At 73.6% G+C, this 25458-nt stretch carries 23 protein-coding genes and 2 pseudogenes; 16 read left to right on the top strand and 9 right to left on the bottom strand.

Annotated elements, in window-relative coordinates; all coding sequences use genetic code 11:
• The first annotated feature begins 68 nt into the window (after nucleotides 1–68).
• The 3 genes from ABTZ58_RS30845 (at nucleotide 69) to ABTZ58_RS30835 (ending at nucleotide 5165) form a co-directional block, all read left to right on the top strand.
• Nucleotides 69–1829: a tetratricopeptide repeat protein gene (locus ABTZ58_RS30845; protein ID WP_351363707.1), complete on the top strand. Its 1761-nt coding sequence runs from the start codon at nucleotides 69–71 to the stop codon at nucleotides 1827–1829.
• Nucleotides 1826–3448, top strand: a complete 1623-nt coding sequence (locus ABTZ58_RS30840; RefSeq protein ID WP_351363704.1) for a nickel transporter — start codon at nucleotides 1826–1828, stop codon at nucleotides 3446–3448. The genes ABTZ58_RS30845 and ABTZ58_RS30840 overlap by 4 nt, the downstream gene beginning before the upstream one ends.
• A gap of 79 nt (nucleotides 3449–3527) precedes the next feature.
• On the top strand, nucleotides 3528–5165 hold the full coding sequence (locus ABTZ58_RS30835; protein ID WP_351363701.1) for a serine/threonine-protein kinase: 1638 nt from the start codon (nucleotides 3528–3530) through the stop codon (nucleotides 5163–5165).
• A gap of 4 nt (nucleotides 5166–5169) precedes the next feature.
• Here the strand turns inward: ABTZ58_RS30835 and ABTZ58_RS30830 are convergent, their stop codons facing one another.
• Nucleotides 5170–5976, bottom strand: coding sequence for an SGNH/GDSL hydrolase family protein (locus tag ABTZ58_RS30830; protein WP_351363698.1), 807 nt, complete (start codon nucleotides 5974–5976; stop codon nucleotides 5170–5172).
• A 335-nt stretch (nucleotides 5977–6311) separates the two neighbouring features.
• Between ABTZ58_RS30830 and ABTZ58_RS30825 the strand changes: the two genes are divergently transcribed.
• The 6 genes from ABTZ58_RS30825 (at nucleotide 6312) to ABTZ58_RS30800 (ending at nucleotide 12565) form a co-directional block, all read left to right on the top strand.
• Nucleotides 6312–7517 (top strand): S8 family peptidase, encoded by a 1206-nt coding sequence (locus ABTZ58_RS30825; RefSeq protein ID WP_309095731.1) that lies wholly within the window; start codon nucleotides 6312–6314, stop codon nucleotides 7515–7517.
• Between the two features lie 470 nt (nucleotides 7518–7987).
• On the top strand, nucleotides 7988–8809 hold the full coding sequence (locus ABTZ58_RS30820; protein WP_351363695.1) for a glycosyltransferase family 2 protein: 822 nt from the start codon (nucleotides 7988–7990) through the stop codon (nucleotides 8807–8809).
• Nucleotides 8806–9795 (top strand): glycosyltransferase family 2 protein, encoded by a 990-nt coding sequence (locus ABTZ58_RS30815; RefSeq protein WP_351363692.1) that lies wholly within the window; start codon nucleotides 8806–8808, stop codon nucleotides 9793–9795. The genes ABTZ58_RS30820 and ABTZ58_RS30815 overlap by 4 nt, the downstream gene beginning before the upstream one ends.
• A gap of 22 nt (nucleotides 9796–9817) precedes the next feature.
• Nucleotides 9818–10591, top strand: a complete 774-nt coding sequence (locus ABTZ58_RS30810; protein WP_351363857.1) for a polysaccharide deacetylase family protein — start codon at nucleotides 9818–9820, stop codon at nucleotides 10589–10591.
• A gap of 75 nt (nucleotides 10592–10666) precedes the next feature.
• Complete coding sequence (locus tag ABTZ58_RS30805) at nucleotides 10667–11761, top strand: DUF5925 domain-containing protein (RefSeq protein ID WP_351363689.1); 1095 nt, start codon at nucleotides 10667–10669, stop codon at nucleotides 11759–11761.
• A 33-nt stretch (nucleotides 11762–11794) separates the two neighbouring features.
• Entirely contained in the window at nucleotides 11795–12565 is a 771-nt protein-coding gene (locus tag ABTZ58_RS30800; protein WP_351363686.1) for a DUF72 domain-containing protein, read from the top strand.
• A gap of 40 nt (nucleotides 12566–12605) precedes the next feature.
• Here ABTZ58_RS30800 and ABTZ58_RS30795 read toward each other — a convergent pair whose 3' ends face one another.
• Nucleotides 12606–12974: a GntR family transcriptional regulator gene (locus ABTZ58_RS30795; RefSeq protein ID WP_351363683.1), complete on the bottom strand. Its 369-nt coding sequence runs from the start codon at nucleotides 12972–12974 to the stop codon at nucleotides 12606–12608.
• 72 nt (nucleotides 12975–13046) lie between these two features.
• On the opposite strand from ABTZ58_RS30795, the gene ABTZ58_RS30790 reads away from it, so the two are divergent.
• A complete protein-coding gene (locus ABTZ58_RS30790; RefSeq protein WP_351363680.1) occupies nucleotides 13047–13973 on the top strand; it encodes a GNAT family N-acetyltransferase in 927 nt (308 codons plus the stop codon).
• Nucleotides 13954–14454, top strand: coding sequence for a ribonuclease FAU-1 family protein (locus ABTZ58_RS30785; RefSeq protein ID WP_351363677.1), 501 nt, complete (start codon nucleotides 13954–13956; stop codon nucleotides 14452–14454). Before ABTZ58_RS30790 ends, ABTZ58_RS30785 begins: the two co-directional genes overlap by 20 nt.
• A gap of 114 nt (nucleotides 14455–14568) precedes the next feature.
• On the opposite strand, the gene ABTZ58_RS30780 is transcribed toward ABTZ58_RS30785, so the two are convergent.
• Nucleotides 14569–15198: a class I SAM-dependent methyltransferase gene (locus tag ABTZ58_RS30780; protein ID WP_351363674.1), complete on the bottom strand. Its 630-nt coding sequence runs from the start codon at nucleotides 15196–15198 to the stop codon at nucleotides 14569–14571.
• A gap of 139 nt (nucleotides 15199–15337) precedes the next feature.
• On the opposite strand from ABTZ58_RS30780, the gene ABTZ58_RS30775 reads away from it, so the two are divergent.
• The gene (locus ABTZ58_RS30775; protein WP_351363671.1) at nucleotides 15338–15472 is read left to right on the top strand and encodes a hypothetical protein; all 135 of its coding nucleotides are present in this window, start codon (nucleotides 15338–15340) and stop codon (nucleotides 15470–15472) included.
• A 13-nt stretch (nucleotides 15473–15485) separates the two neighbouring features.
• Here the strand turns inward: ABTZ58_RS30775 and ABTZ58_RS30770 are convergent.
• Nucleotides 15486–15765, bottom strand: a pseudogene (locus ABTZ58_RS30770) (GNAT family N-acetyltransferase); the annotation flags it as partial.
• A 192-nt stretch (nucleotides 15766–15957) separates the two neighbouring features.
• Here ABTZ58_RS30770 and ABTZ58_RS30765 point away from each other — a divergent pair.
• Complete coding sequence (locus ABTZ58_RS30765) at nucleotides 15958–16995, top strand: lytic polysaccharide monooxygenase auxiliary activity family 9 protein (protein ID WP_351363668.1); 1038 nt, start codon at nucleotides 15958–15960, stop codon at nucleotides 16993–16995.
• Between the two features lie 66 nt (nucleotides 16996–17061).
• Here ABTZ58_RS30765 and ABTZ58_RS30760 read toward each other — a convergent pair whose 3' ends face one another.
• A complete protein-coding gene (locus ABTZ58_RS30760; protein ID WP_351363665.1) occupies nucleotides 17062–17922 on the bottom strand; it encodes an esterase/lipase family protein in 861 nt (286 codons plus the stop codon).
• Nucleotides 17923–18084: 162 nt separating this feature from the next.
• Nucleotides 18085–18531 (bottom strand): MarR family winged helix-turn-helix transcriptional regulator, encoded by a 447-nt coding sequence (locus ABTZ58_RS30755; RefSeq protein WP_351363662.1) that lies wholly within the window; start codon nucleotides 18529–18531, stop codon nucleotides 18085–18087.
• Between the two features lie 84 nt (nucleotides 18532–18615).
• Between ABTZ58_RS30755 and ABTZ58_RS30750 the strand changes: the two genes are divergently transcribed.
• Nucleotides 18616–18990: a cupin domain-containing protein gene (locus ABTZ58_RS30750; RefSeq protein ID WP_351363854.1), complete on the top strand. Its 375-nt coding sequence runs from the start codon at nucleotides 18616–18618 to the stop codon at nucleotides 18988–18990.
• Between the two features lie 16 nt (nucleotides 18991–19006).
• On the opposite strand, the gene ABTZ58_RS30745 is transcribed toward ABTZ58_RS30750, so the two are convergent.
• Nucleotides 19007–19990, bottom strand: a complete 984-nt coding sequence (locus ABTZ58_RS30745) for a DNA polymerase Y family protein (protein WP_351363659.1) — start codon at nucleotides 19988–19990, stop codon at nucleotides 19007–19009.
• On the bottom strand, nucleotides 19987–23481 hold the full coding sequence (locus tag ABTZ58_RS30740) for a DNA polymerase III subunit alpha (protein WP_351363656.1): 3495 nt from the start codon (nucleotides 23479–23481) through the stop codon (nucleotides 19987–19989). Before ABTZ58_RS30740 ends, ABTZ58_RS30745 begins: the two co-directional genes overlap by 4 nt.
• 152 nt (nucleotides 23482–23633) lie before the next feature.
• Between ABTZ58_RS30740 and ABTZ58_RS30735 the strand changes: the two genes are divergently transcribed.
• Both ABTZ58_RS30735 and ABTZ58_RS30730 read left to right on the top strand, forming a co-directional pair.
• Nucleotides 23634–23777 carry a hypothetical protein gene (locus tag ABTZ58_RS30735; protein WP_351363866.1) on the top strand — a complete coding sequence of 48 codons (144 nt, stop codon included), beginning with the start codon at nucleotides 23634–23636 and terminating at the stop codon, nucleotides 23775–23777.
• A pseudogene (locus ABTZ58_RS30730) lies at nucleotides 23750–24088 on the top strand (DUF3533 domain-containing protein); the annotation flags it as partial. The gene ABTZ58_RS30735 and the pseudogene ABTZ58_RS30730, both read left to right, overlap by 28 nt.
• A gap of 242 nt (nucleotides 24089–24330) precedes the next feature.
• Here ABTZ58_RS30730 and ABTZ58_RS30725 read toward each other — a convergent pair.
• Nucleotides 24331–25413: a S1 family peptidase gene (locus ABTZ58_RS30725; protein WP_351363653.1), complete on the bottom strand. Its 1083-nt coding sequence runs from the start codon at nucleotides 25411–25413 to the stop codon at nucleotides 24331–24333.
• Nucleotides 25414–25458 lie beyond the last annotated feature (45 nt).

The following is a 25458-nucleotide window of genomic DNA, read 5'->3' as shown; positions in this document are numbered from 1 at the left end:
CCCCCCACGGCACGGGCCGCGCCGCCACCTCCCGCATCCCCACCCGCACATCCGACCGAGGAGAGGTCATGCCTCCGCGTACGACCGACAGCACACCGGGCAGGTCCGGCGACCGGCCGCCGTCGCCGGACCCCGAGGCCGGGACCGGCGCACCGGGGCCCGTGGGACGGGCCGGCGGTGCGGCTGCCGTGACGCCGGCTGCGGAGGAGGCGGGGACCGAGAGCGACGCGAGGACCGAGACGGCCGGGGCCGGGGCCCACCCGGACACCTGCCCCGCCGCGCCGGCTTCCCCTGCCACCGACCAGTCGGACGCGGACGCCGACGCCGCCGACACCGACGGCACCGGCCGCACGGACAGCGCTGCCCGCACCCGCCGCACCGACGCCGGCTCGCCTCACACCGAGGACACCGACGCCACCGACGCCACCGACAGCACCGGCACCGACACCGGCCGGCGCGTGGACGTGGTGCGACGGGCCGCCGACCGGGGGCGGCGCTGGCGGGCCGCTCATCTGGCCGGGTGTGCCGCGCTGCTGGCCGTGGCGCTGACCGGTGGGGCCGTGGCCTTCGGGGGCGGTGGGGGCGAGGCCGGCGGGGTCGCCGCCGTGTCCGCCGCCGGGGCCCTGTCGCCCGGCGATCTCGCCCGGGGCGATCTCGGCGCGGGCATCGCGTCCCTGCAGCGGCACCTGCGCGCCCAGCCCCGGGACTTCGGCAGCTGGGCCACCCTCGGCGTCGCCTACGTCGAGCAGGCCCGCGCCAAGGGCGACCCCTCGCGCTACCCGCAGGCCGAACGCGCGCTCCAGCGCTCCCTCTCCCTCCGGCCCGGCAACGACCAGGCCCTCGCCGGCCGGGCCGCCCTCGCCGCCGCCCGGCACGACTTCCCCGGCGCCCTGGCCCACGCCGACCGGGCCCTGCAGCAGAACCCCTACAACGAACGCGCCCTGTGCACCCGTATCGACGCGCTCGTCGAACTCGGCCGCTACGACGACGCCGCCGAGGCCGCCGGGACCGCCGACGACCGGCGCCCCGGGGTGCCGGTCTTCACGCGGTACGCGTACGTGCACGAACTGCGCGGCGACATCCGCACGGCGCGCGAGGTGCTCCAGCGCGCCCTGGACGCCGCGAGCGCTCCCGCCGATGTCGCCTACGTGGCCACCGCACTCGGCCAACTGGCCTGGAACCAGGGCGACTACGAGTCGGCCCTCGGCCTCTACGCCCGCGCCCTCGCCGCCGACGACGAGTACCTCCCCGCCCTGGAGGGCCGCGCCCGCGCCCAGGCCGCGCGGGGCGACCGGGCCGCCGCCGTACGGGGACTGGAGCAGGTCGTCGCGCGCTCCCCGCTGCCCGGCCCCCTCGTCGCGCTCGGCGAGCTGTACGAGGCCCGCGGCGGCGAAGGCGACCGGGCCAGGGCCGGTGACCAGTACGCCCTCGTGGACGCCTGGACGTCCCTCGCCCGGGCGGGCGGTGTCAACGCCGACCTCGACGCGGCCCTGGCCGCCGCCGACCACGGCGACCACGAGGCGGCCCTGCGCGCCGCCCGCGCCGAGTGGGACCGCCGCCACAGCGTGCACACCGCCGACGCCCTCGCCTGGGCGTTGCACGTCAACGGCCGCGACGAGGAGGCCCTGCCGTACGCCCGCCGGGCCACCGCCACCGGCTACCGCAACGCGGCCTTCCTGTACCACCGCGGGGTCATCGAGCGCGCCACCGGGAACGAGCGCGCGGCCCGCGAGCACCTGAAGGCCGCGCTCGACCTGAACCCCGGTTTCTCGCCCCTCGGCGCGCGTGAGGCCCGGACCGCACTCGACGCCCTGGAGGGGAACCGGTGACCGTGCGCCGGCTGTTCGCGTCCGGCGCCGCCGTCCTCACGGCCGCCTGCACGCTCACCCTGCTGCCCGCCGCCACGGCGAGCGCCCACCCGCTGGGCAACTTCACCGTCAACCGCTACGACGGCCTGGTCGCCGCGCCCGGCGAACTGCGGGTCCGGCACGTCGAGGACCTCGCCGAGATCCCGGCGACCCAGGCGAAGCCGGACATCGAGCGCCTCGGCATGGCGATGTGGGCCCGAGAGCGGTGCGCCACGGCCGCCGAGGACAGCCGCGTCACCGTCGACGGCCGCGCGGTCGCCCTGACCGCCGAGCGCAGTCACGCGCGCGTGCGGCCCGGGCAGGCGGGGCTCGACACCCTCCGGGTGGAGTGCGCGCTGACCGCTCCCCTTCCCCGGGACCGGAAGTCCGTGTTGCTGGGTTTCCGCGGCGCGGGCGCCTCGTCCGGGCCGGGCTGGCGGGAGATCACGGCCCGCGGCGACCGTATGACGCTCGCCGCGTCGGACGTGCCGGAGACGTCGGTCTCGGGCGAACTGACCGGCTATCCGGAAGAGTTGCTGTCCTCGCCGGCCGACACGGCCGCCGCCGCGCTGCGGGTCCGCCCGGGCGGACCCGCCCTGGCCGACGAGGAGTCGGACGCCCCCGCCGCCTCGGTGCTGCCGCGCGGCGCCGACCGCTGGACGCGCGCGCTGGACGAGCTGGTCGCCCGGCACGACCTCACCGCGGGCTTCGCCGCGCTCGCCCTCGGCATCGCCGTGGTCCTCGGCGCGATGCACGCGCTCGCCCCGGGCCACGGCAAGACCATCATGGCCGCGACGGCCGCGGCCCGGGGCGGCCGGGCCCGGATGAAGGACGTCTGGCCCATGGCCGCCTCGGTGACGGTCACCCACACCCTCGGCGTGGTCGCCCTGGGCCTCCTCGTCACGGCGGGCTCGGCGGCGGCCCCGTCGGTGATCGCCTGGCTCGGCGTCGCCAGCGGCATCCTGGTGACCCTGGCCGGCGCGAGCCTCCTCCGCCGCGCCCTGCGCAACCGCACGCACACCCACCCGCACGCCCCGGGCCACGGGCACGGGCACGGGCACGGGCACGGGCACGAGCACGAGCACGAGCACGAGCACGAGCACGAGCAAGACGATCACCATCACCACGACACCCACGCCCACGACGACGCCCACGCCCACAGCCACCCGCACGACCACACCCACACCCACCCCCACCCCCACCCCCACACGGTCGAGCACACCCACGGCGGGCTCACCCACAGCCACCCCGTCGCCCCGACCCTGCGCGGCACGATCCTCATGGGCTTCGCGGGCGGGCTCGTGCCCAGCCCTTCGGCCGTGGTGGTGCTGGTCGGTGCCGCGGCGCTCGGGCAGGCCTGGTTCGGCCTGCTGCTCGTCGTGGCCTACGGCGTGGGCCTGGCCCTCACCCTCACGGCCGCCGGGTACGCCGTCGTCAAGGCCGGCAGCGGCATGACCCGGCTCCTGGACCGGCGCCCCCGCTGGACGGCGGGCCCGCTGGCGGCCCTGGTGCGCCGGACCGCCCCGCTGGGCTCGGCCTTCGCCGTCGTCGTCCTCGGCGCCGGACTCGTGTTCAAGGGGGCGGCATCCGCGCTGGGCTGAGTTACGTTCGTGAGAAAATCCGACGTCCTGGGGAATACGGGCCTCAGGGAGATTCCGCCCGGCTGCGAATGGGGGCGCCGTGTCCGAAGAACCGGGCCATGAGCGGGTGATCGCGGGCCGCTACCGGCTCCTGGCACCGCTCGGCGAGGGCGGCATGGGCACGGTCTGGCGCGCCCGCGACGAGTTGCTGCACCGCGAGGTGGCCGTCAAGGAGGTGCGCGCCCCGGCCGGGCTGGGGGGCGACGACGTCCAGCGAATGTACGCCCGGCTGGAGCGGGAGGCGTGGGCGGCGGCCAGGGTCACCAACCGGAACGTGGTCACGGTGTACGACGTGGCGACGGACGAGGGCCGGCCCTGGGTCGTCATGGAGCTGGTCCGTGGCCTGTCCCTGGCCGAGGTCCTTGACGCCGAGGGACCGCTGTCGCCGCAGCGGGCCGCGCACATCGGCGCCGAGGTGCTGGCCGCGCTGCGGGCCGCGCACGAGGCCGGGGTGCTGCACAGGGACGTGAAGCCAGCCAACGTGCTGATCGCCAATGACGGCCGGATCGTGCTCACCGACTTCGGCATCGCCATGGTGGAGGGCAGCTCCGCGCTGACCATGACCGGGGAGGTGATCGGCTCGCCCGAGTTCCTCGCCCCGGAGCGTGCGCTCGGGCGCACGCCGGGTCCCGAGTCCGATCTGTGGTCGCTCGGCGTGCTGCTGTACGCGGCGGTGGAGGGTCACTCCCCCTTCCGCCACGACACGCCCCTGAGCACGCTGCGCGCGATCGTGGACGAGGAGTTGCCACCGCCGTACCGGGCCGGGCCGCTGGCCCCGGTGATCGAGGGGCTGTTGCGCAAGGAGCCGGAGCAGCGGCTGCCGGCCGAGCGGGCCGAGCAGGAGCTGCGGGTGATCGGCGCGGGCGGCTCACCCCGCGCGGACACCGTTCGGGCGGTCCCGTACCCGCCGGCCGCGGCGGCCCGCGCCGAGCCCTCCCCGACCCCGCCGATGGCCTTCCCCGGACAGCCGGCGGCCACGGACCCGGGCGGGACGGCGCCGGTCGCCCGGCAGGAACGCGACCGGCGGGCGGGCCGGGTGCTGGTCGCGGGCGTGGTCGCGCTGGCGGTCGCGGTGGGCGGGCTGACCTACGCGCTGCTGAACGACGGCGGCGGGGACGGCGACCGGGGCGCGGAGGCGAGCACGCCCGCCGAGACGAAGGACCCGCCGCGGAACACGGGGAGCGGGAAGTCCAGTCCTTCGCCGACGCCGAGCGAGAGCGAGCGGAGCAGTCCCCCGCCGCAGTCGGTGCGGGTCGCGCTGGAGGGGTCGCGCACGGACTACACGGGCCCGTGCCCGCCGCCGGGCGCGCGGGCGCCGAGGTTCACGGCGACGCTCACGGTGGGGCGGCTGCCGGCCGAGGTGCGCTACCGCTGGGTGACGCGGGACGGCTCGGTGCTGGACGGGGGCTGGAAGACGGCGTCGTTCCCCGAGGGCGGCGGCCGGACGAAGCAGGACGCCGTGACGGTCACGACCGAGGCGCGGTCCGGCACGTTCGGGAACGAGATCGCCGTCGAGGTGCGGGAGCCGGTACGGACGACGTCCGAGTCGGTGCCGTTCTCGATCACGTGCGAGACGGAGACCCCGACGGGCGGGGCCTCCCCTTCTCCTTCGGACACGGAGCCGGACACGGAGCCGGACACGGAGGAGAACCCGGACGGCGGGTCCGGGTCCTCCTGAGCGGTCAGTCGTTGGCGGTGAGCACAGGCAGGTAGCCGCCCGACTGGCCGGGGGCCTTCGGGTGGTAGGACTCTCCGATGTTGAGCCAGTTGACGCTGTGCAGCCAGGAGTCGCCGGAGCAGATCTCGTGGCCGGTGAAGGTGGAGCGGACGTCGCCGAAGACGAAGCCGTGGCTCGCGGCGCGCTTGCCGATCGCGGTGTTCAGGTGGTCGGAGGCGTCGTTGACGGCCTTGCGCTTGGCCTCGGACAAGCCGAGGCAGGTGGTGCCGAGCTGGTAGAAGCGGGGGTAGCCGAGGACGACGACCCGGGCGCTCGGCGCCTTGGAGCGGATCGCCGAGTACACGCTGTCGAGCTTGCCGGGCAGCGTGGAGTCGACGTAGGCGCGGGCGGTGTTGATGCGGGAGATGCAGGCGCTGTCGGACTGGGTCACACAGGTCGTCATGACGTCGGCGAACCCGGCGTCGTTGCCGCCGACGCTGACGGAGACGAGGGCGGTGGCGCTGGAGAGCGGGCCGAGCTGTCCGGAGAGAACATCACCCGTTCGGGCGCCGGAACAGGCCGTGAAATCGAAGGTGGAGGGTGAGTGGGCGGCGGCCCAGAGGTACGGGTAGGCCTTCGTGCTGCGCTTGCAGTCGCCGCTGGAGCTGATGTAACTGCCGGCTCCGACTCCGGATGAATAGGAGTCACCGAGGGCCACGTAGCCACCGGTTGCGGCCTGTGAGGACGCCTGCGCCGTGGCTGCCCCGGTGAGGGCAGTGCCGACGGCGAGGAGGAGCGAGCTCACGAGCACGACAAATCGGGAACGTCTCATGGAACCTCCCTTTAGCAGGATCTCTGCCACAACCGTCGTAGCAGCTACGCGTGTTGACAGGAAGTGTCCATGCCAAGTCTTTCAGCCCTTTTCACGACACATGGCGCGTTCACCGCGCCTGTGCCCACGTATCCGGCCACTCGTGTTGCGTGTTCATGACAGATTTGTTGATGGCTGCTCAACTCCCTTGTTCTACCCCGGTAGATGGTCGACGCTTTACTCCGGCCGGGAGCGGAACGCGACGCTCCCCCGGCCGTGTGCGCGAGCACGCGCACTCCCCCACATGACGCGCGCCCCACCCAGGCGCGCGCCGCCTAGAGGAGGACTCCCTCGTAATGGCACAACTGCGTAGCAAGAGACTCGGACTCGCCGCCATCACCCTGTCGGCGACCGCCGCCCTCGTCGGCGGCCTCACCGCCCTCCCCGCCCAGGCCGCCCCCGCCGAGGGCCGGGTGCTCGCCGCGGACTCCCCGGCCGCGATCAAGGACAGCTACATCGTCACGCTCAAGAAGAGCGCGGGCCTGAAGGCGTCCTCGGCCGCGGGCAAGGGCCTCGTCAAGGAGTACGGCGGCACGGTCGAGAGGACGTTCGGCACGGCCCTGAACGGCTACTCCGCCGAGCTCTCCGCCACCGAGGCCCGGCGGCTTGCCGCCGACCCGGCGGTGGCCTCCGTCGAGCAGAACCAGCGCGTCACGCTCGCCGCCACCCAGACCAACGCCCCCTGGGGCCTGGACCGCATCGACCAGGCCTCGCTCCCGCTCTCCGGCACCTACACCTACCCGGACAGCGCGGGCAGCGGCGTGACGGTCTATGTGATCGACACCGGTGTGCGCATCACCCACCAGCAGATCAGCGGCCGTGCGGCCCACGGCTACGACGCCGTCGACGGTGACACCAACGCCTCCGACGGCAACGGCCACGGCACCCATGTGGCCACCACGATCGCGGGCTCGACCTACGGCGTCGCCAAGAAGGCGAAGATCGTGGGCGTGCGCGTGCTGAACAACAGCGGCTCCGGCACCACCGCCGGCGTGATCGCGGGCATCGACTGGGTGACGCGGAACCACTCGGGCCCCTCGGTCGCCAACATGTCGCTCGGCGGCGGCGCCTCCACCAGCCTCGACACGGCCGTCCGCAACTCCATAGCCAGCGGCGTCACCTACGCCGTCGCCGCGGGCAACAGCAGCACCACCGCCTCCTCGTCCTCCCCGGCCCGGGTCGCCGAGGCGATCACGGTGGGCGCCACCACCAGCACGGACGCCAAGGCCAGCTACTCCAACTACGGCTCGGCCCTGGACATCTTCGCGCCCGGCTCCTCCATCACCGCGGGCTGGCACACCAGCGACACCGCCACCAACACCATCTCCGGCACCTCGATGGCGACCCCGCACGTGGCGGGCGCGGCGGCGGTCTACCTGGCCGGCCACACCGCCTCCACTCCGGCCCAGGTCGCCTCGGCCCTGGTGGGCGGCGCCGTCACCGGCAAGGTCACGAGCGCGGGCTCGGGTTCGCCGAACCGGCTGCTGCAGCTCGTCCCGTAAGCACGAACATCTGAACGTCCGTTCCCCGGCAGGCATGACGCGCCTGTCGGGGAACGGACGTTCATGGAGCGGGAACCTGTCAACTTGCGCCCCACCATGCACCTCCCGCAACGACCAAACCATCAAAAACGTGCGAGGCCGTTCCAGGTCTTGCCATACGGGTTCAATCGTCAATACCGTCATACATCTCACCCGCATCGGTCCGTCAGTACGCGGCTCTAGGGGAGGGCTCAAGGACCGCGACGTACCGGCGCGGGGCGCGGTAGGGGGGTGCCGTGCTCGGTGACCGCAAGGGCTCCGGGCCGTGCCGCGCGGTCGGCTGCCGTTTTCGGGGCCGGCCAGCTTTGCCAGCTCACCCGGCGTGCCGAAGCTCCATGTCGGCGTGCCCCGGGTGAGAACCCCCCTTTCGAACCGGACTGGATCCGGACTGCCCTGGGGGGGCGGTCCACCGGACGAGAGGGACCAGACTCATGAGCTCAGTTCTGCAGCCGGCCGTGACGGAAGAGCATCCGCCGACCGCAGCCAGGTACCGGCCCGTCTCCTCGCACCTGGCGATAGCCCCGCCGGTGAGCGTGGTCATCCCGGCCATGAACGAGGCGGAGAACCTTCCGTACGTCTTCAAGACCCTGCCCGACTGGATCCACGAGGTGGTCCTGGTCGACGGCAACTCCACCGACGACACCGTCGAGGTGGCGCGCGAGCTGTGGCCCGAGGTCAAGGTCGTCGAGCAGCGCGGCAAGGGCAAGGGCGACGCCCTGATCACCGGGTTCCAGGCGTGCACCGGCGACATCATCGTGATGGTCGACGCGGACGGCTCGGCCGACGGCGGCGAGATCCTCTCCTACGTCTCCGCCCTGGTCTCGGGCGCCGACTTCGCCAAGGGCTCCCGCTTCGCCAACGGCGGCGGCACCGACGACATGACCTTCATCCGCAAGATGGGCAACTGGGCGCTGTGCACGGTCGTCAACCGCAAGTTCGGCGCCCGCTACACCGACCTGTGCTACGGCTACAACGCCTTCTGGCGGCACTGCCTCGACAAGATCGACCTGGACTGCACCGGCTTCGAGGTCGAGACCCTGATGAACATCCGGGTGGTCAAGGCCGGCCTCAAGGTGCAGGAGATCCCGAGCCACGAGTATCTGCGCATCCACGGCACCAGCAACCTGCGGGCCGTGCGCGACGGGCTGCGCGTGCTCAGGGTGATCCTCCAGGAGCGCTCCAACCGCCGGGCGCTGCGCCGCCGTTCGGCACCGTCGCCGATGCTCGACGCCGTCCGGGGAGAGGCGCGTTGAGCGGTCCCGACGTCTCCGTCGTGATCTGCGCCTACACCGAGGACCGCTGGGAGGACATCCTCGCGGCGGTCTCCTCGGTGCGGGCGCAGTCCCGGCCGGCCCTGGAGACGCTGCTGGTCGTCGACCACAACCAGGCCCTGCTGGACCGGCTCGGCAAGGAGTACAAGGAAGCCGACGAGGTGCGGGTGCTCGCCAACGCGGGCCCCCGCGGCCTGTCCGCCGGCCGCAACACCGGCATCGCCGCCGCGCGCGGTGAGATCGTGGCGTTCCTCGACGACGACGCCGTGGCCGAGCGCGACTGGCTGCGGTACTTCGCCGAGGGGTACGAGGACCCCCGGGTGCTGGCGGTCGGCGGGCGCACGGTGCCGGTCTGGGCGTCGGGGCGGCGCCCCGGCTGGTTCCCGGAGGAGTTCGACTGGGTGGTGGGCTGCACCTACCGGGGCCTGCCGCGCGGCCGGGTCCGGGTGCGCAACGTGCTGGGCGGCAACGCCTCGTTCCGGCGCAGCGCCTTCGACACGGCGGGTGGCTTCGCCACCGGCATCGGCAGGGACGGCGACAAACGCCCGCTGGGCTGCGAGGAGACGGAACTGTGCATCCGGCTCAGCCGCGCCCGGCCCGACGCGGTGCTGCTGATCGACGACCGGGCCGTCATCCACCACCGGGTGCCCGAGGTGCGCGAGCGCTTCCGCTACTTCCGCACGCGCGCCTACGCCGAGGGCCTGTCCAAGGCCCTGGTGGCCCGGAGCGTCGGCGCGGACAAGGGCCTGGAGTCCGAACGCCGGTACGCCACCCACGTGCTGCCGGCCGGGGTCGCCCGGGGGCTGCGGGACGCCCTGCTGGCCAGACCCGGGGGCGCGCGACGGGCGGGCGCGATCATGGCCGGGGTGCTGACGGCGGCGGGCGGCTACGTCGTCGGCAGCGTCCGGGCACGCCGCGGCGGCACCACCTTCCAGGTGCCCGCCGTGGAGGTGACGGCCCGTGAGTGACGACACCCGCGTACCCATCCTCATGTACCACGCGGTCGCCACCGACCCGAACGAGGCGACCCGTGCCCTGTCCGTGACCCCGGAGGCGTTCGCCGGGCAGATGGCGGTGCTCGCGGACCGGGGCATGACCCCGCTCACCACGGCCGGCCTCGCGGCCCGCTGGCGCTCGGGCCGCCCGCTGCCCGAACGGCCGGTCCTCATCACCTTCGACGACGGCTACGAGGGCGTGCACCGGCACGCCCTGCCCGCCCTGGCCGAGCACGGCTTCCCGGCCACCCTGTTCGTCTCGACCGGGTGGCTGAGGGGCCCCTACGACACCGGCGGTGGCCTGGACACCATGCTCGACTGGGACCAGGTCCGCGAGCTCGCGGCCGCGGGCGTCGAGATCGGCGGGCACAGCCACAGCCACCCGCAGCTCGACCAGGTCTCCGACGCCACCCTGCGGTTCGAGCTGATCCACTGCAAGGAGATCGTCTCGGACCAACTGGGGACCGTACCGGCCTCGTTCGCCTACCCGTACGGCTACTCCAGCCGGCGGGTCCGGCAGGCGGTGCGCGAGACGGGCTACGCCCAGGCCCTCGCCGTCGGCAACGGTCTGGCGCGCCGGGCGCATGGGCCGTACGCCCTGCGGCGCGTGACGGTGCGCCGCAGCACGGACATCGCGGAGTTCGAACGACTGGTCGAGGGCCGCGCGATCGCCCGTACGTTCGCCGGCGACCGGGCCCTGACGAAGGGGTACGCCCTGGTCCGCAGGGCCCGGCAGGCGCGCCGGCTCCTCGCGCGCTCCGGCGGCTGACCTGCGCCCGGGCGACATGCCGCGGGCACCCGGAAACCGGGTGCACGCGGCGCGCCCGTGCCGGATCATGTCGGCATGCCTGACAACCCGCACGAGGCGCTGCCGATCCGGCTCACCGTCGACGACTCCGACTCCCCGTCCGACGTCGTCGACGCGCTGTTCCTCGGCCGCTTCGCCACGGGCGAGCAGCCGTACTCCCACGCGGCGAACATCGACCGCGTCCGCTCCGGCGCGACGCTGATGCCGTCCGGCGCCCGGGTGCTGCGCGCCGCCCGGGACGACGACCGCAGCGCCACGCTGGCGGAGGGCGACGGCTGGACCCTGCTGGTCTCCCGCTGGAACCGGGGCGCCGACGTCACGGTGACGGCGACCAGCGCGGAGCTGGCCCGGAAGATCCTCGACCAGGCCACGGACGGCGCGGCGGACGAACCCGAACCGCAGCCGGAGAACGTCACGATGGGCTTCTGGTACGTCTCCCCGCGCCGCGGACCGCACCGCACGACCCGCCAGATCGCGGCGGGCACCTGGGACGAGGTCCGGCCCAACTACACCGCGCCGGTGGCGGACGCGATGGACCGGCTGATGAAGACCACCCCGGAGGACATCGCGGGCCGCCTGCTGTTGCTGCACGGCCCGCCGGGCACCGGCAAGACGTCGGCGCTGCGCACGCTCGCCCGGTCCTGGCGCGACTGGTGCCAGGTCGACTGCGTCCTGGACCCCGAGCGGCTCTTCGGCGACGTCGGCTACCTCATGGACATCGCCATCGGCGAGGAGGACGCGACGGGCAAGGGCCGCTGGCGGCTGCTGCTCCTGGAGGACTGCGACGAGCTGATCCGCGGCGAGGCCAAGCACACGGCGGGCCAGGCCCTGTCGCGGCTGCTGAACCTGACCGACGGTCTGCTCGGTCAGGGCCGCAACGTCCTGGTCGGCGTCACCACCAACGAGGACCTGGAGCGCCTGCACCCCGCTGTCGTCCGCCCCGGCCGGTGTCTCGCCCGGATCGAGGTGGGCCCGCTGACCCGCGCGGAGGCGGTGGGCTGGCTCGGCCGCGAGGACGGCGTCGGCCGCGAGGGCGCGACGCTGGCGGAGCTGTACGCGCTGCGCCGGGGCACCTCCCCGACGTCGCTGCCCGAGCCGCGCGGGGACGTCGACGCGGGCCTGTATCTGTAGGAGGTCCGCGCCCGCCGGTGTTTTGATGGGTCTATGACCCTGTTCGTCGGCACGTCCGGATGGCAGTACAAGGACTGGCGGGACGTCCTGTATCCGTCCGGGCTGCCGATGCGGCTCTGGCTGGAGGAGTACACGGGGCACTTCGCCACCGTCGAGATCAACAACGCCTTCTACCGGCTGCCGTCCCGGGAGACCTTCGAGGACTGGCGCGGCCGGGTGCCGCCGGACTTCGTCGTGGCGGTCAAGGCCAGCCGCTATCTGACCCACATCAAGCGGCTCAAGGAGCCCGAGGAGCCGGTGCACCGGCTGATGACCCACGCGGCGGGCCTCGGCGACCGGCTCGGCCCGGTCCTTTTGCAGCTCCCGCCCACCCTGCGCGCCGACCCCGGTCTGCTCGACGCTTGCCTGGCCTGCTTCCCGGCCTCGACCCGGGTCGCGGTCGAGCCCCGTCACGACTCCTGGTGGACGCCGCAGGTCCGCGCGGTCCTAAAGGCCCGGCGCGCCGCCCTGTGCTGGGCCGACGTGCTGGCCCGCCCCGCGACGCCGCTGTGGCGCACGGCCGACTGGGGCTACGTCCGCTTCCACCAGGGCCGGGCCCACCCGTGGCCCCGCTACGGCCGCCGCTCCCTCGCCACCTGGCTCGACCGCATCGCCACCACCTGGCCGGGCGGCGAGGAGGTCTACGCGTACTTCAACAACGACCCCGGTGGCGCGGCCGTGGTGGACGCGATGGCGTTCGCGCGGGCGGGGAGGGCGGCGGGCCTGGAGATCACCCGCACGCCGGAACACCTGGTCCGTACGTGAGGGACGCGCGGCGTCCGCACGTGAGCGACGCGCGCCGCGGTCATTCCCCGTAGGCCGCCCGCAGGGCGTCCCGGACCGCGGCGAGCGCCTCGTCCTCCCCCTGCCCCAGCCGGCGGGCCCGTTCCACGTACGCCTGGGCGGCGGCCGCCAGCTCCCGCTCCGCCGCCGGGCCGGCGGCGGCCACGAACGTGCCGTTGCGGCCCCGCGTCTCGATCACCCCGTCCGCCTCCAGCGCGCGGTACGCCTTCGCGACCGTGTTCGCCGCGAGGCCCAGCGACTCGGCCAGCCCCCGCACGGTCGGCAGCCGGTATCCCACCGGCAGTTCGCCCGACCTCGCCTGCTCGGAGATCCGCGCCCGCACCTGCTCGTACGGAGGGGCGCTGTCGTCGATGTCGATCTTCAAGGTCACAGGGCCGATTGTCCCGCACGGGACGGAAAATGAGAGGCACCCGGGGCACCCCCCGACGTAACGTGCGCCCCCATGACCGTGACCGTGCGCGACCTGCGACCCGATGTCCGAGCCGACGCCGAGGGGTTCTCCGCCACCCGCCGCCTGGCTCTCCCCTTCATGCTCTCCACGCCCGAGTCCGTGGTGCACACCCTGACCCACGCCCACCCGGACGCCCACTTCACCCAGCTCGTCGCCGAGGAGGACGGGGAGATCATCGGCACGGCCCAGGTCAGCGTCGCCCACGAGAGCCCGGAGCCCGGCCAGGGCTCCGCCAACATCTACGTGCGTCCCGACCGCAGGCACCGCGGCGCCGGCTCGCTCCTGCTGCGCACCGCCGAGGAGCGTCTCGCGGCGCTGGGGGTCACCAAGCTGTTCGCCTGGGTGCTGGACGAGCCGGAGAACCGCGCCTTCGCCGAGCGCCACGGCTTCCGGGCCAGCCGGTCCGCCTGCTTCCTCCGCCTCGACCTGGCGGCGGGCAGCCTGCCGCCCCGCCAGGCCCCGCCGCCCGGCGTCGAGCTGCGCACCGCCGCCGACTTCGCGGACGACCCGCGCCCGCTGTTCGAACTGGACGCGGAGGTGGTGTCGGACGAACCCGGCGACATCGCCGTGGAGTTCACCGACTACCAGGCGTGGCTGGAGGAGAACTGGCGGCACCCGCTGCTGGACCGCGACCTGACGACGGTCGCCGTCGTCGACGGCCGGCCGGCCGCCTTCAGCGTGGCGCACACCGACGGCACCCGCTACGGCACCGCCATGACCGGCACCGCCCGGGACTTCCGCGGCCGGGGCCTGGCGAAGCTCGCCAAGAACGACTCCCTGCACCGGGCGCGCGCCGCGGGGTACACGGAGGCGTTCACCGGGAACGACACGGGCAACGGGCCGATGATCGCCATCAACAAGTGGTTCGGCTACGAGATCGGCGCGACGGAGGTGCGCTATGTCCGCGAACTCGGCTGACCGTCCCGCGCGGCTGGACGTGGTGCTCGTCAAGGCGGGCCGCACGAAGATCCGCTACGCCGGTGAACTCCTGGCGGACGACGGCACCCGGCTCGCCGTGCGGGCCTCGTGGGCGGGCTCCGGCGTCCGCGACTTCGGCTTCGTCCGCTTCGAGCCGGGGGATGTCTTCACCGAGTACTACTGGCGCGACCGCTGGTACGCGGTCAAGGAGGTCCGCTCCGCCACGGGCGCGCTGAAGGGCTGGTACTGCGACGTCACCCGCCCGGCCGTCCTGTCCGGTGCGGAGCTGGTCGTGGAGGACCTCGACCTGGACCTGTGGCGCTCCGCGGACGGCGCGGACGTGCGGCGCCTGGACGAGGACGAGTTCACGGCGAGCGGCCTCGCCGCGACGGACCCCGTAGCGGCACGGGCCGCCCTGGGCGCGCTCGACGAGCTGGAGGCCCTGGCCCGCGGCGGCGGCTTCACCGCGCTGCTGGCCTGACCGCGGCTCACCGCACCGGCGCGTCGACCGCCCGCGCGTCCGTCAGGGCACCGGCGCGTCGGCCGCCTAGCGTCCGTCAGGGCACCGGCGCGACGAGTCCCCGCGTCCGTCCGGTCAGGGCACCGGCGCGACCACCGCGTACCGCTCGTCCGTGACCTCCCCGCCCCACAGCAGCGCGTCGCCCGACAGCCGCTCCACGCGCACCCGCCCGGCGATCGGGGCGAGGAGGCCGGTGAGCCGCTCCGCCGGTATGCCCACCGGGTCGGTGCTCCCCCACACGCCCTCGACCAGCACGAGCCGTCCGCCCGGCCGCAGCAGCCCGTACCAGTGCCGCAGGGCACGGGCCGGGTCGGGCAGGGCCCACAGGACGTGCCGTACCAGCACGGCGTCGAAGCGCTGCCCTCCGACCGGCGGTGCCGCCGCGTCACCGACGACGAACACGGCGTCACGGCCGGCCAGTTTCTCCCGGGCGAGCCGCACCATGGCCGCGGAGAGGTCCACGCCCGTCACCCGGTGTCCCTGCTCGGCGGCGAGGAGTGACAGACTGCCCGTGCCGCAGCCGAGATCGAGGACGTCGCCCGCGCGCCCGGGCAGCCAGCCGCGCAGCCGCTCCGCCCAGGCGCGACGCACCTCGGGGTCGCGCAGCCCGTGGTCGGGCTGCTCGTCGAAGAGCGCGGCCCGCGCGTCCCAGTCCACGGCTCCGCCGGTGTCCGCCCAGGTCATCCCGTCACGGTCGTTCGTCATGGGCCCAAGAATTACACCCACCACTGACAGTCCATTCGTGACTGCGGCCACAGACAGACCAGGAGTGATGAGGAACTCTCCCCCGAAAGGTCTACCTCCGTGAGAACGCGGAACCCGGTAGACCCTGAAGGAGGCAGCCATGCGCCGTGTGACCGTGCACAAGCCCCTGAAGAAGACGGACCTCCGCCGGATCCGCGAGGACGCCGACGCGCGCCCGGCCGGGCGCCCGGAGGTCCGCAAGGACATCGCACGCACCTGGTGGCCGGAAGGCTGACCGGCCGGCGCCCTCATGAGACGTGTCGGAGCAGCAGCCGCTTGCGGTAGTGGACACGGTCGTAGGGACCGTCGGCGCGGCGCTCCACCAACTCGTAGCCGTACCTCGGACAGATCTTCCGGTTCTCCCACATCAGCGCGTTCGTGCAGAGCCTGACCTCGGGCAGCCCCAGCGCACGCGCGTGTGCGTCCACGAAACGCAGCAGCCGCCGCCACCGGATCCCCCGTCACGAACACCTTCCCGGCGGCCACGTTCGCCGCGTGGTCCTCCTCCATGGGCTGCGGCACATCTCCTCGTCCGCCATGCCGTGACGGTACCTACCTGATGCCAGTCTGAGCACTCCCTTAACGCGACCATAAGGATTTCCTCCGTCCGTCCTCAGCAGGCGATTTCCCGCTCGCCGGGGGCTAGCTTCGGATCACCCCACGGGATTCGGCCCGTTCGGGCCCGGCCCTGATCCACGCACCGTTTCGAGGAGTTCCCGCATGCCCGCACGCCGCTCGGTAGCCAGCGTCGCCGCCCTCGGCGCCCTCCCGCTCGCCCTCACCGCGCTGACTGCCACGCCGGCGGCCGCGCACGGTTCGATGGGCGACCCGGTCAGCCGGGTCGCGCAGTGCTTCGGCGAGGGTCCGGAGAGCCCGAAGTCGGCCGCCTGCAAGGCGGCGGTGGCGGCGGGCGGCACCCAGGCCCTCTACGACTGGAACGGCATCCGCATCGGTGACGCGGGCGGACGCCACCAGCAGCTCATACCCGACGGCAAGCTGTGCAGCGCGAACAACGAGCAGTTCAAGGGGCTCGACCTGGCCCGCGCCGACTGGCCGGCGACCACCGTGAAGAGCGGCGCGCACACCTTCAAGTACCGCGTGACGGCCCCGCACAAGGGCACCTTCAAGGTGTACGTCACCAAGCCCGGCTACGATCCGGCCAAGCCGCTCGCCTGGAGCGACCTGGACCTGCAGAACCCGGTGGCGACGTCCACCGACCCGGCGGCCACGGGCGGTTTCTACACCTTCTCCGGCAGCCTGCCCGAGCGCTCCGGCCGGCACGTGCTGTACGCGGTCTGGCAGCGCTCGGACAGCCCGGAGGCGTTCTACTCCTGCTCGGACGTCAGCTTCGGCGGTGGTACGGCGGCCGGGGGCGGCGACGCGGCTGAGGGCGGCGAGTCCGCGGGCGGGGGTACCGCACCGGCCCCGTCCGCCTCCGCCCCCACCGAGGAGCAGATCGAGCAGGGCAACGACAAGTCGACGATCGAGCACGGCGGGCACGGCGACGACGACCCCAGCACCTCGGCGGAGCCCGCGTCGGCCCCGCGGGACACCACCCGGGACGAGACGGAAGCGGCCGTCCCCGCTCCCAACGCGCCGAAGGCCGCCGGTGCCCCGGCGAACCTCGCCGAGACCGGCGGTGACGGCAGCACCCCGTACGTCGCGATCGGCGGCGCGGCGGCACTGGCGCTGGGTGCGTCGGCCCTGTTCCTGTCGGCCCGGCGCCGGGCCGTGAGCGGCGGGCGGCACGGCCGCTGACCCAGGGCTCGGGGCCTGTCCGGCGGCTCAGGCCGGACAGGCCCCGAAACGTTTCCCTGACACGTGTCATTCGAACGCCGAAGCACAGGTGGTGGGCGTGGCGCGGCCCGGGTCGAGGGCGTTGGCCACCTCGTGGAAGGCGATCCGGTCGAACAGCCCGACGGCCACGTGCTCGGACAGGTCCAGCGGGCACAGGTCCTGCAGCAGGACGTTGCGCACGTCCGGCCCGCTCAGGTACTGGGTGCGCCACGGTGTGACGACCTCGTCGTACTTGGTGGCGATGACGGTGTAGCGCACGCCGGGGACGGTGTCGCCGCCGGCGTTGAGCTTCGTCAGGAAGCCGGAGCCGGCGACCTGGTCGGCGAGGGCGGGCGTGTTCTCCGAGAGCAGGTCGGCGGCGCCCGGGAAGTAGGGCAGCAGGCGGGTCAAGCCGCCCAGGTCGGTGCCGTGGTTGCTGGGCGCGATGCCCACGAGGGCGTTCACCTTGGCGGCCCCGCCGAGGAAGCGCAGGTACCAGCGGGGCATCATGCCGCCCTGCGAGTGCCCGACGAGGTCGGCCTCGGCGGCGCCGGTCACGGCGAGCACCCGGTCGACGTAGTCCCTCAGTTGTGCGGCGGACTTCTCGACGGGTCCGAGGCCGTGGAAGAAGGGGACGCCTTCCAGTTGGCCGTAGTCGAGGGAGAAGACGCAGTAGCCGCGGACCTTGAGGTACGGGGCGAGGCCCAGCCAGTTGTCGACGGAGTTCCCGAGGGTGCCGTGGACCAGGACGACGGGGCGGGGGTGGGCGGCGGAGGGCTTGCAGGAGTAGTCGTTCCAGCCGGAGCCCGGGGCACCGGCGGCCTGGGCGGTGGTGGCGGGGACGGTGACGGCCGCGGCGGTCAGCAGCAGCGCGGCCAGGGGTCTGAGCACTCGTTTCCAGGGCAGCATCGGGTGATCTCCTTGCGGCTCAAGGGAGGTGCGACGGCACGACGCCCTGTGATCCGGATCACGGGATGCTGTTCACTCGTCAAGTTACGGGTGAGTAGTCAAAGTGGGAAGTTACGCGTCAGTAAAAACTTGCGGTGGTAACCGACGCCGCCTGACGCTCTCTCACCAGGCGGGCCGCACGGGCCCGTGGGGCGCGATCCGCAGCAACTGCTCGCGCAGCACCCGCAGTCCGGGCTCCCCCAGCAGACCCTGCCACTCCCCCACGGCCTCGGCGGCCGCCTCCTCCGCGGCCCGGGTGCACTCCCGTCCGCGTCCGGTCAGCACGACCAGCCGCGCCCGGGCGTCCCCGGGGTGCGGCCGCCGCTCGGCATACCCCTTGCGGACCAGCTCGTCGACCAGCTGGCTGGCCGCCTGCTTGGTCACCCCGAGGTGGACGGCCAGGTCGGTGACCGTCGCGCCGTCGGGGGCGAGCCGGGCGAAGGCGAATCCGTGCGCGGGCCGCAGCCCCTCGAACCCGCGGGCGAGGACACCCTCGTGGATGCGGTGCGTGAGCCCGCCGGCGACGGCGAGCAGGGTGGCGGACAGGGCCATGGCCTCGGAGTTCTGCACGCCTGCATTGAAACACCCTTGACGCGATGGTCAAGCTCCTTGACCATATAGTCAAGCAACTTGACCATTACTCCGGAGGCCGTCATGCCCGTCGTCCGCTCGTCCGAGGCCGTCACCCACGAGATCCACGGCGCCCGCTTCGTCTCCCACGCCACGCCCCGCAGCGGCAGCACGGAGCTGTGCGCCTGGCGCGGTGAGATTCCCGCCGGCCTCAGGGCACCGGCGCACACCGTCAACCGGGAGGAGATCTTCCACCTGCTCGACGGCGAACTGCTGATCACCCTCGACGGCCGCACCGAGCGGATCGCGGCGGGTGACACCGTGATCGTCAACCCCGGTGCCACCCTGACCGTCGAGAACCCCACCGACCGGACCGCGCACTCCTGGGTCACCACCTCGATCGGCCTGGAGGCACGACTGGCCGACGGCACCCGCATCACGCCGCCGTGGGCCAACTGACGTCAGGGGGACGGCTCTACGCCGCCACCCCGCCCAACCCCCCGGGCATCACCGCCCGCGGCCCGAACTTCGCCCGCGCGCGGTCCGCGACCTCCTCGATGCGCCGGACCTTCTCGTCCACCGGGTCGAAGGTCAGCTGGTGGGCGGCCTGCTCGGCGGGGTCGAGCCCCTCGGCGCGCAGGGCGATCGCCCGCACCCGGGCGCGCTGCAGCCCGAGCGCCTCGTACATGCCGTACGCGGCCCTGGTCAGCGCCGGCGAGTGCGCGGTCGGTTCGGTCAGGGTGCGGCTGCGGGTGGTGGCCGAGCGGTCGGCGTAGCGCACGGTCAGGGTGAGCGAACGGCAGACCTTCTCCAGGGCGCGCAGCCGGGCGCCGATCTCCTCGGCGGCCGAGAGCAGCGCCCGGCGGTGCCGGTCCGGGTCCAGCTCGTCGCGTCCGAAGGGGCGTTCCGCGGCGAGGGAGCGGGAGACGGCGTTCGGCACGACCCGGCCGCGGTCGACACCGTTCGCCTTCTCGCGCAGCTCGCGGCCCGCCTTCGCGCCGACCAGCCGCTGGAGTGTGGACAGCGGCGCGGTGGCGACCCGGCCGAGGGTGTCGAGGCCGTAGTCGGTCAGGGTGCGCGAGGTCGCGGCGCCCACGCCGGGCAGCGCCGAGACGGGCTTGTCCGCGAGGAACTCCGCGATGGCGTCCGGCTCCTCGGGCACCGCGCACGTCACCCCGGGCACGGCGTGGCGCAGCGCCACCCGGGCCAGCATCGGCCCGGGCCCCGCGCCGATCACGCAGTCCACGCCGTACAGGGCGAGGGCGCGCACCCGGATCACCGAGGCCAGTTCGACGGCGTCCCGCCCGAAGTACCGCTCGGCACCCCGCAGGTCGGCCAGCGCCCCGTCCGGCGGCAGGGCCTGGACGACGGGTGTGAACTCCTCCAGCATCCCGAGCAGCCGCGGCAGCCCGCCCTCGCTCGTCGGAGGCAGCTGGAAACGTACGCAGAGGATGGTCATCCCGCACTCCCCGGACTCTGGTGCCACAACTTCCTTCCCACCGCGGGCCCTTCACCCGCGGGACGCAGATCGGCCCAGGGGTGCATCTCGTACCCCGTGGCCATGCGGATCCTCCGCCGTTCCATCGGGTCCTGGGCGGCGGAACCCGTCGGCGCCGGCGCGCCCTCCGACCCGGCGAGCCGCCGGCGCGCGGCTCCCTCGCCGTCCTCACCGGAACCGTCGCCACCGCCGGCCTCTCCGCCCCCGGCCAGCCGGGCCGCGACCCCCTCAAGACCTTCCTCCCGGCGCACGTCGAGCAGGTCCGCGAGGTTCCAGACGGCGCTGCCCACCACGCTGAGACTGCGCGGCCCGCGCCGCTGCACCACCCCGCGCACCAGCAGCAGCCAGGAGTGGAAGACGGTGTGGGCGCAGGCGTCGTGGGAGTCGTCGAAGAAGGCGAGGTCGACCAGGCCCGTGCCGTCGTCCAGGGTGGAGAAGATGACCCGCCTGCCGGACCGGATCGGCGGCGTCTGGGTGGCCGCCTTGGCTCCTGCGACCAGCACCGTCTCCCCGTGCCGCGCCTCGCGCAGCCGGCGCGCCGACACCACGCCCAGCTCGTCGAGGAACTGCCGGTGGTCGTCCATCAGATGGCGCGAGGCGTCCATGGAGAGCACGCCCAGCTCGGCGCTGAGCCGCTCCGCGGAGGTGAGGTCGGGCAGTCCGGCCGGTGCCGTCCGCCGCCCGTCGGCCAACGGCAGCTGTCCACCGCCCGCGCCCCGCGCGCCCCGGTGCAGCTCGGTCAGATGCAGTTGCAGGTCGCGGCGGTTGGCGCCGAACGCGTCCAGCGCGCCCACCTGCGCCAGCCGCTGGGCCAGCGGACGGCTGGGGCGGCCCCGCTCCCAGAAGTCGACCAGCGAGGCGTACGGCTGCCCTTCGGCGATCCGCGCCGCCTCGGCCTCGCTGATGCCGTGCACATCGGAGAGCGCCAGCCGCAGGCCCCATTTACCGGACACCAGTTCGATACGGTGGGCGACGCCCGACTTGTTCACGTCCAGCGGCAGCACGGGCACCCCGCGCCGCCGCGCGTCCGCCAGCAGCAGCCGCTTCGGATACATCCCGGGGTCGTGCGTGAGCAGCCCCGCGTAGAAGGCGGCCGGGTGATGCGCCTTCAGCCACGCCGACTGGTAGGTCGGCACGGCGAAGGCGACCGCGTGCGCCTTGCAGAAGCCGTAGGACCCGAAGGCCTCGACGATCTCCCAGGTGCGCTGAATCGTTTCTGCGTCATAGCCGTTCGCCGCCGCGTGCTGGGCGAACCACACCTTGATCCGCCCCTGCGACTCGGCGTCGGACAGCCCGCGCCGCACCCGGTCGGCCTCACCGCGCCCGCAGCCGGTCATGATGTCGACGATGTCGATGATCTGCTCGTGGAAGACGACGACCCCGTACGTCTCCTCCAGCGGCCCTTCCAGATCCGGGTGCGGATACCGGATGGGCGCCCGCCCGTGCCGCGCCTCGATGAACGGCCGCACCATGTCGGCGGCGACCGGCCCGGGCCGGAACAGCGAGATGTCGACCACGAGGTCGTGGAAGGTGGCCGGCTGCAGCCGCCCGACCAGGTCCCGCTGCCCGGGCGACTCGATCTGGAAGCAGCCGAGCGTCTCGGTGGACCGGATCAGCCGGTAGGCCTCCGGATCCCCCTCGGGCAGGGCGTCCAGGTCGACCTTCTCCCCCGAGACCCGCTCCACCTCCCGCACCGCGTGCGCCATGGCCGACTGCATCCGCACACCAAGCACGTCCAGCTTCAGCAGCCCGAGGTCCTCGACGTCGTCCTTGTCGAACTGCGACATCGGGAAGCCCTCGCCGCTGGTCGGCATGACCGGCGTGCGCGCCAGCAGGGAGGCGTCGGACAGCAGCACCCCGCACGGGTGCATGGCGACCCCGCGCGGCAGGGCGTCCAGCGCCTCGACCAGCTCCCACAGCCTGCCGTACTTCTCCTTCTCCCCCGCCAGCGCGCGCAGCTCGGGCAGTTCCTCCAGCGCGGCCCGGGCGTCCCGCGCCCGGATGTGCGGAAAGGACTTGGCGACCCGGTCGATCTCGGCCGGGTCCATGGACAGGGCGGCCCCCACGTCCCGGATCGCGTGCCGTACGCGGTACGTCTCCGGCATCGCGACCGTGGCGACCCGCTCGGCGCCGAACCGGTCGATGATCTTGCGGTACACCTCCAGCCGGCGCGCGGACTCCACGTCGATGTCGATGTCGGGCAGCACGACCCGCTCCTTGGACAGGAACCGCTCCATCAGCAGCCGGTGCTCGATCGGGTCGGCGTGCGCGATGCCGAGCAGATGGTTGACGAGCGACCCGGCCCCGGACCCCCGGGCGGCCACCCGGATGCCCATCTCCCGGACGTCGTCGACCACTTGGGCGACGGTGAGGAAGTAGGAGGCGAACCCGTGGTGGGCGATGATGTCCAGCTCGTGGTGCATCCGCTCCCAGTACTCCCGCCGCCGGTCGTATCCGCGCAGCACCATCCCCGCCGCCGCCCGTGAGGCCAGTGCCCGCTGGGCGGTGCGGCGCCCGGCACCGACCAGATGCGGCTCGGGGAAGCGGACGGTGCCGATCCCGAGATCGTCCTCGGGGTCGACCAGGCACGCGGCGGCGGTGGCCGCGGTCTGCTCCAGCAGCCGGTGCGCGAGCTCCCGCCGGAACCCGGCGGCCTCCACGATCCGCTCGGCCGCGTGCGCCATGGCCCCCGGGTCCTTGAGCCAGGCCTCACCGGAGTCCAGCTCCTTGGTGGGGTCGATGGGCACCAGGCGCCGGGCCGCGTCCAGGACGTCGGCGACCGGCCCCAGACCCGGGTCGGCGTACCGTACGGCGTTGCTGAGCACGGGCCGGACGCCCTGCTCGGCGGCGAACCCGACGGTACGGGCGGCCAGCCGCAGCGATCCGGGCCCGGTCCCGTTCCGGCCGTGCCAGACGGCCTCCAGCCGCAGGTCGTCGCCGTAGACCTCCCGCCAGGGCGCCAGCAGCCGGGCCGCCCGGTCGGGGCGTCCCGCGGCCAGGGCGCGCCCGACGTCGGAGTCAGGCCCGAGCAGCACGGTCAGTCCCTCGCCACGGTTGTGCTCCCAGGGCAGCAGGGGCGTCGTCCCCTCCCCCTCGTGCGCCGCCGAGACGAGCCGGCACAGCGCGGCCCATCCCCTGGCACCGTCCCGGGCGAGGAAGACCGCACGGGGGGCCGACTCGTCGACGAAGGCACCTCCGCGCACCGGCGTCCGGCGCCGCTCCTGCTTCCCGGCGCCCAGCCCGACCGCGAGATCCGCCCCGAACAGCGGACGGACCCCGTGCTTGGCGCAGGCCTTGGCGAACCGGACCGCACCGGCGACCGTGTCGCGATCGGTGAGGGCCAGGGCTTCCATGCCCCGCTCGGAGGCACGTTCGGCCAGCCGCTCCGGGTGCGAGGCGCCATGGCGCAAGGAGAATCCGGAGACGGTGTGCAGATGCGTGAACCCCGGCACACGCACCTCCCGCACTCGTGAGCAACCCGCTCTCGAACATCTGTTCCCAGCTACCTCACCCCCACCATACCCCCATCCTCGAATGTATGTGCGACATCCGTTCGGCCCCGCCCCACCTGCGGAAACACCCGGCGGCCCCCGACCGTGGGGGCATGCCGCACCGCTCGTTCCGCGCCGAGGTGACCGACGCCGTCACCCCCCGTGCCACCCTGCTCATCCTCGGTGTGGTCGCACTCCAGCTGCTCTTCATCGCCTCGTACGTGGGGGCGCTGCCCTCTGGGGCCTGGGCGCCCTGATCGTCTTCGCCGTGGGAGCGGCCACCCTGGCCCTGCAAGGCCTCTTCGGCACGATCGGCATCGGCCTGGTCATCCTGCTGGTGGTCGTCCTCGGCAACCCGAGCGCGGGCGGCGCCCTGCCCCCACCCCTGCTCCCGCCCTTCTGGCAGGCGATCGGCCCGGCCCTGCCCCCGGGCGCCGGCACCTGGTCGACCCGCTCGATCGCCTACTTCGACAACAACGCGATGACCGGCCCCCTCCTCATACTGGCGGCCTGGGCAGCCGTCGGCACGGCCATCACGATGGCAGCGGCGACGCGTCGCAGGACGTGAGCCACGACGCTCCCGCACTCGCCGTCGTACGCAAGGGGCCGTGTCGGGGGGTGTCCGCCCGCAGCGGTTGGCGCGTCAACGCGAGCGAGTCGGTAAGTGGGTCCATCGCGCCGTTCCGAGGACGGACATCCCCCGGCGCGGCCCCGACCAGCACCCGGCGTGGGCCGCGCACCGAACAGTCGCACCCACGCACGAAAGCCCCGCCCCCCGGAAACAGGGGGGCGGGGCTCACCGGGCGATGATCAGCCGATCTGCGTCCCCGTGGCGGACAGCGCCTCGGTCACCGGCTGGAAGAACGTCTCCCCGCCCGAGGTGCAGTCACCACTGCCACCGGACGTGAGCCCGATCGCCTTGTCACCCGAGAACAGCGCCCCTCCGCTGTCCCCCGGCTCCGCGCACACGTCGGTCTGGATCAGCCCGTTCACGATGTCGCCGTTGCCGTAGTTCACGGTGGCGTCCAGCCCCGTGACCTTCCCGTCGTGCACCTGCGTGGTCGACCCGCTCCGGGTGACCTGCATGCCGACGGTCGCCTCCGCGGCACCGGAGATCGTCTGGGTGGACCCGTCGTACAGGTTCACCTCACTCGGGTGTGCCACGTCCGCGGTGTACTTGACCAGCCCGTAGTCGTTGTCCGGGAAGCTGGAGTCCGCGTTGGTCCCGATCTGGTTGCCGCTGGAGTCGGACCACGTGGAGATGCCCTCGGTGCAGTGCCCTGCGGTCAGGAAGAACGGCTCGCCGCCCTTGACCACGTTGAAGCCCAGCGAGCAGCGGCCGCCGCCCCCGGTGATCGTGTCGCCACCGGCGATGAAGGGCTTGTACTCCCCCCGCGTCCGCTTCAGTTCGGCCTTCGCCCCGAGCCCGTCCACGACCTTCGTCAGCGTCGCCCACTCGGCCTCGGAGACCGTGCGGTCGGCGGTCACCACGACCTTGTTCGTCGTCGGGTCCGTCACCCAGGAGGTGCCGGGGATCGTCGCGTCCTGCTTCAGCGTGCCGCGGGCGCTCTTGAGCTCGGCGAGGGAGTTCGCCACGACTCTCGCCCTGGCGCCGGCCTTCTCGACGGCCTGCGCGGCGGCCTCGTCGAGCACGTTCACCACGAGCGTCCGGCTCCTGGTGTCGTAGTACGTCCCGGCCGAGTCGGCGCCCAGGTCCGCCGCCAGCGTCGAGGCGAGCTTTCCGGCCGCCGCGACGGACAGCGTGCGGGGTGCGGACGCCTCAGGGGTCTCACTGGCGTTCGCGGTCTGGAACGTCACTCCCGCGGCGACGAGTGCGGCGATGCCCGCACCGGCCACGGCTGCACGCCGCCTGGGTATGCGTCGGTGCTTCAACTTCTGTCCTCCTGTGGGGGGTCGGCCCGGGAGGTTGTGGGGACC

Source organism: Streptomyces sp. NPDC094143 (assembly GCF_040303825.1).
GTDB lineage: Bacteria > Actinomycetota > Actinomycetes > Streptomycetales > Streptomycetaceae > Streptomyces.
The sequence above is the reverse complement of the archived record's forward strand: the minus strand, read 5'-3'. Positions and strand labels throughout refer to the sequence as shown.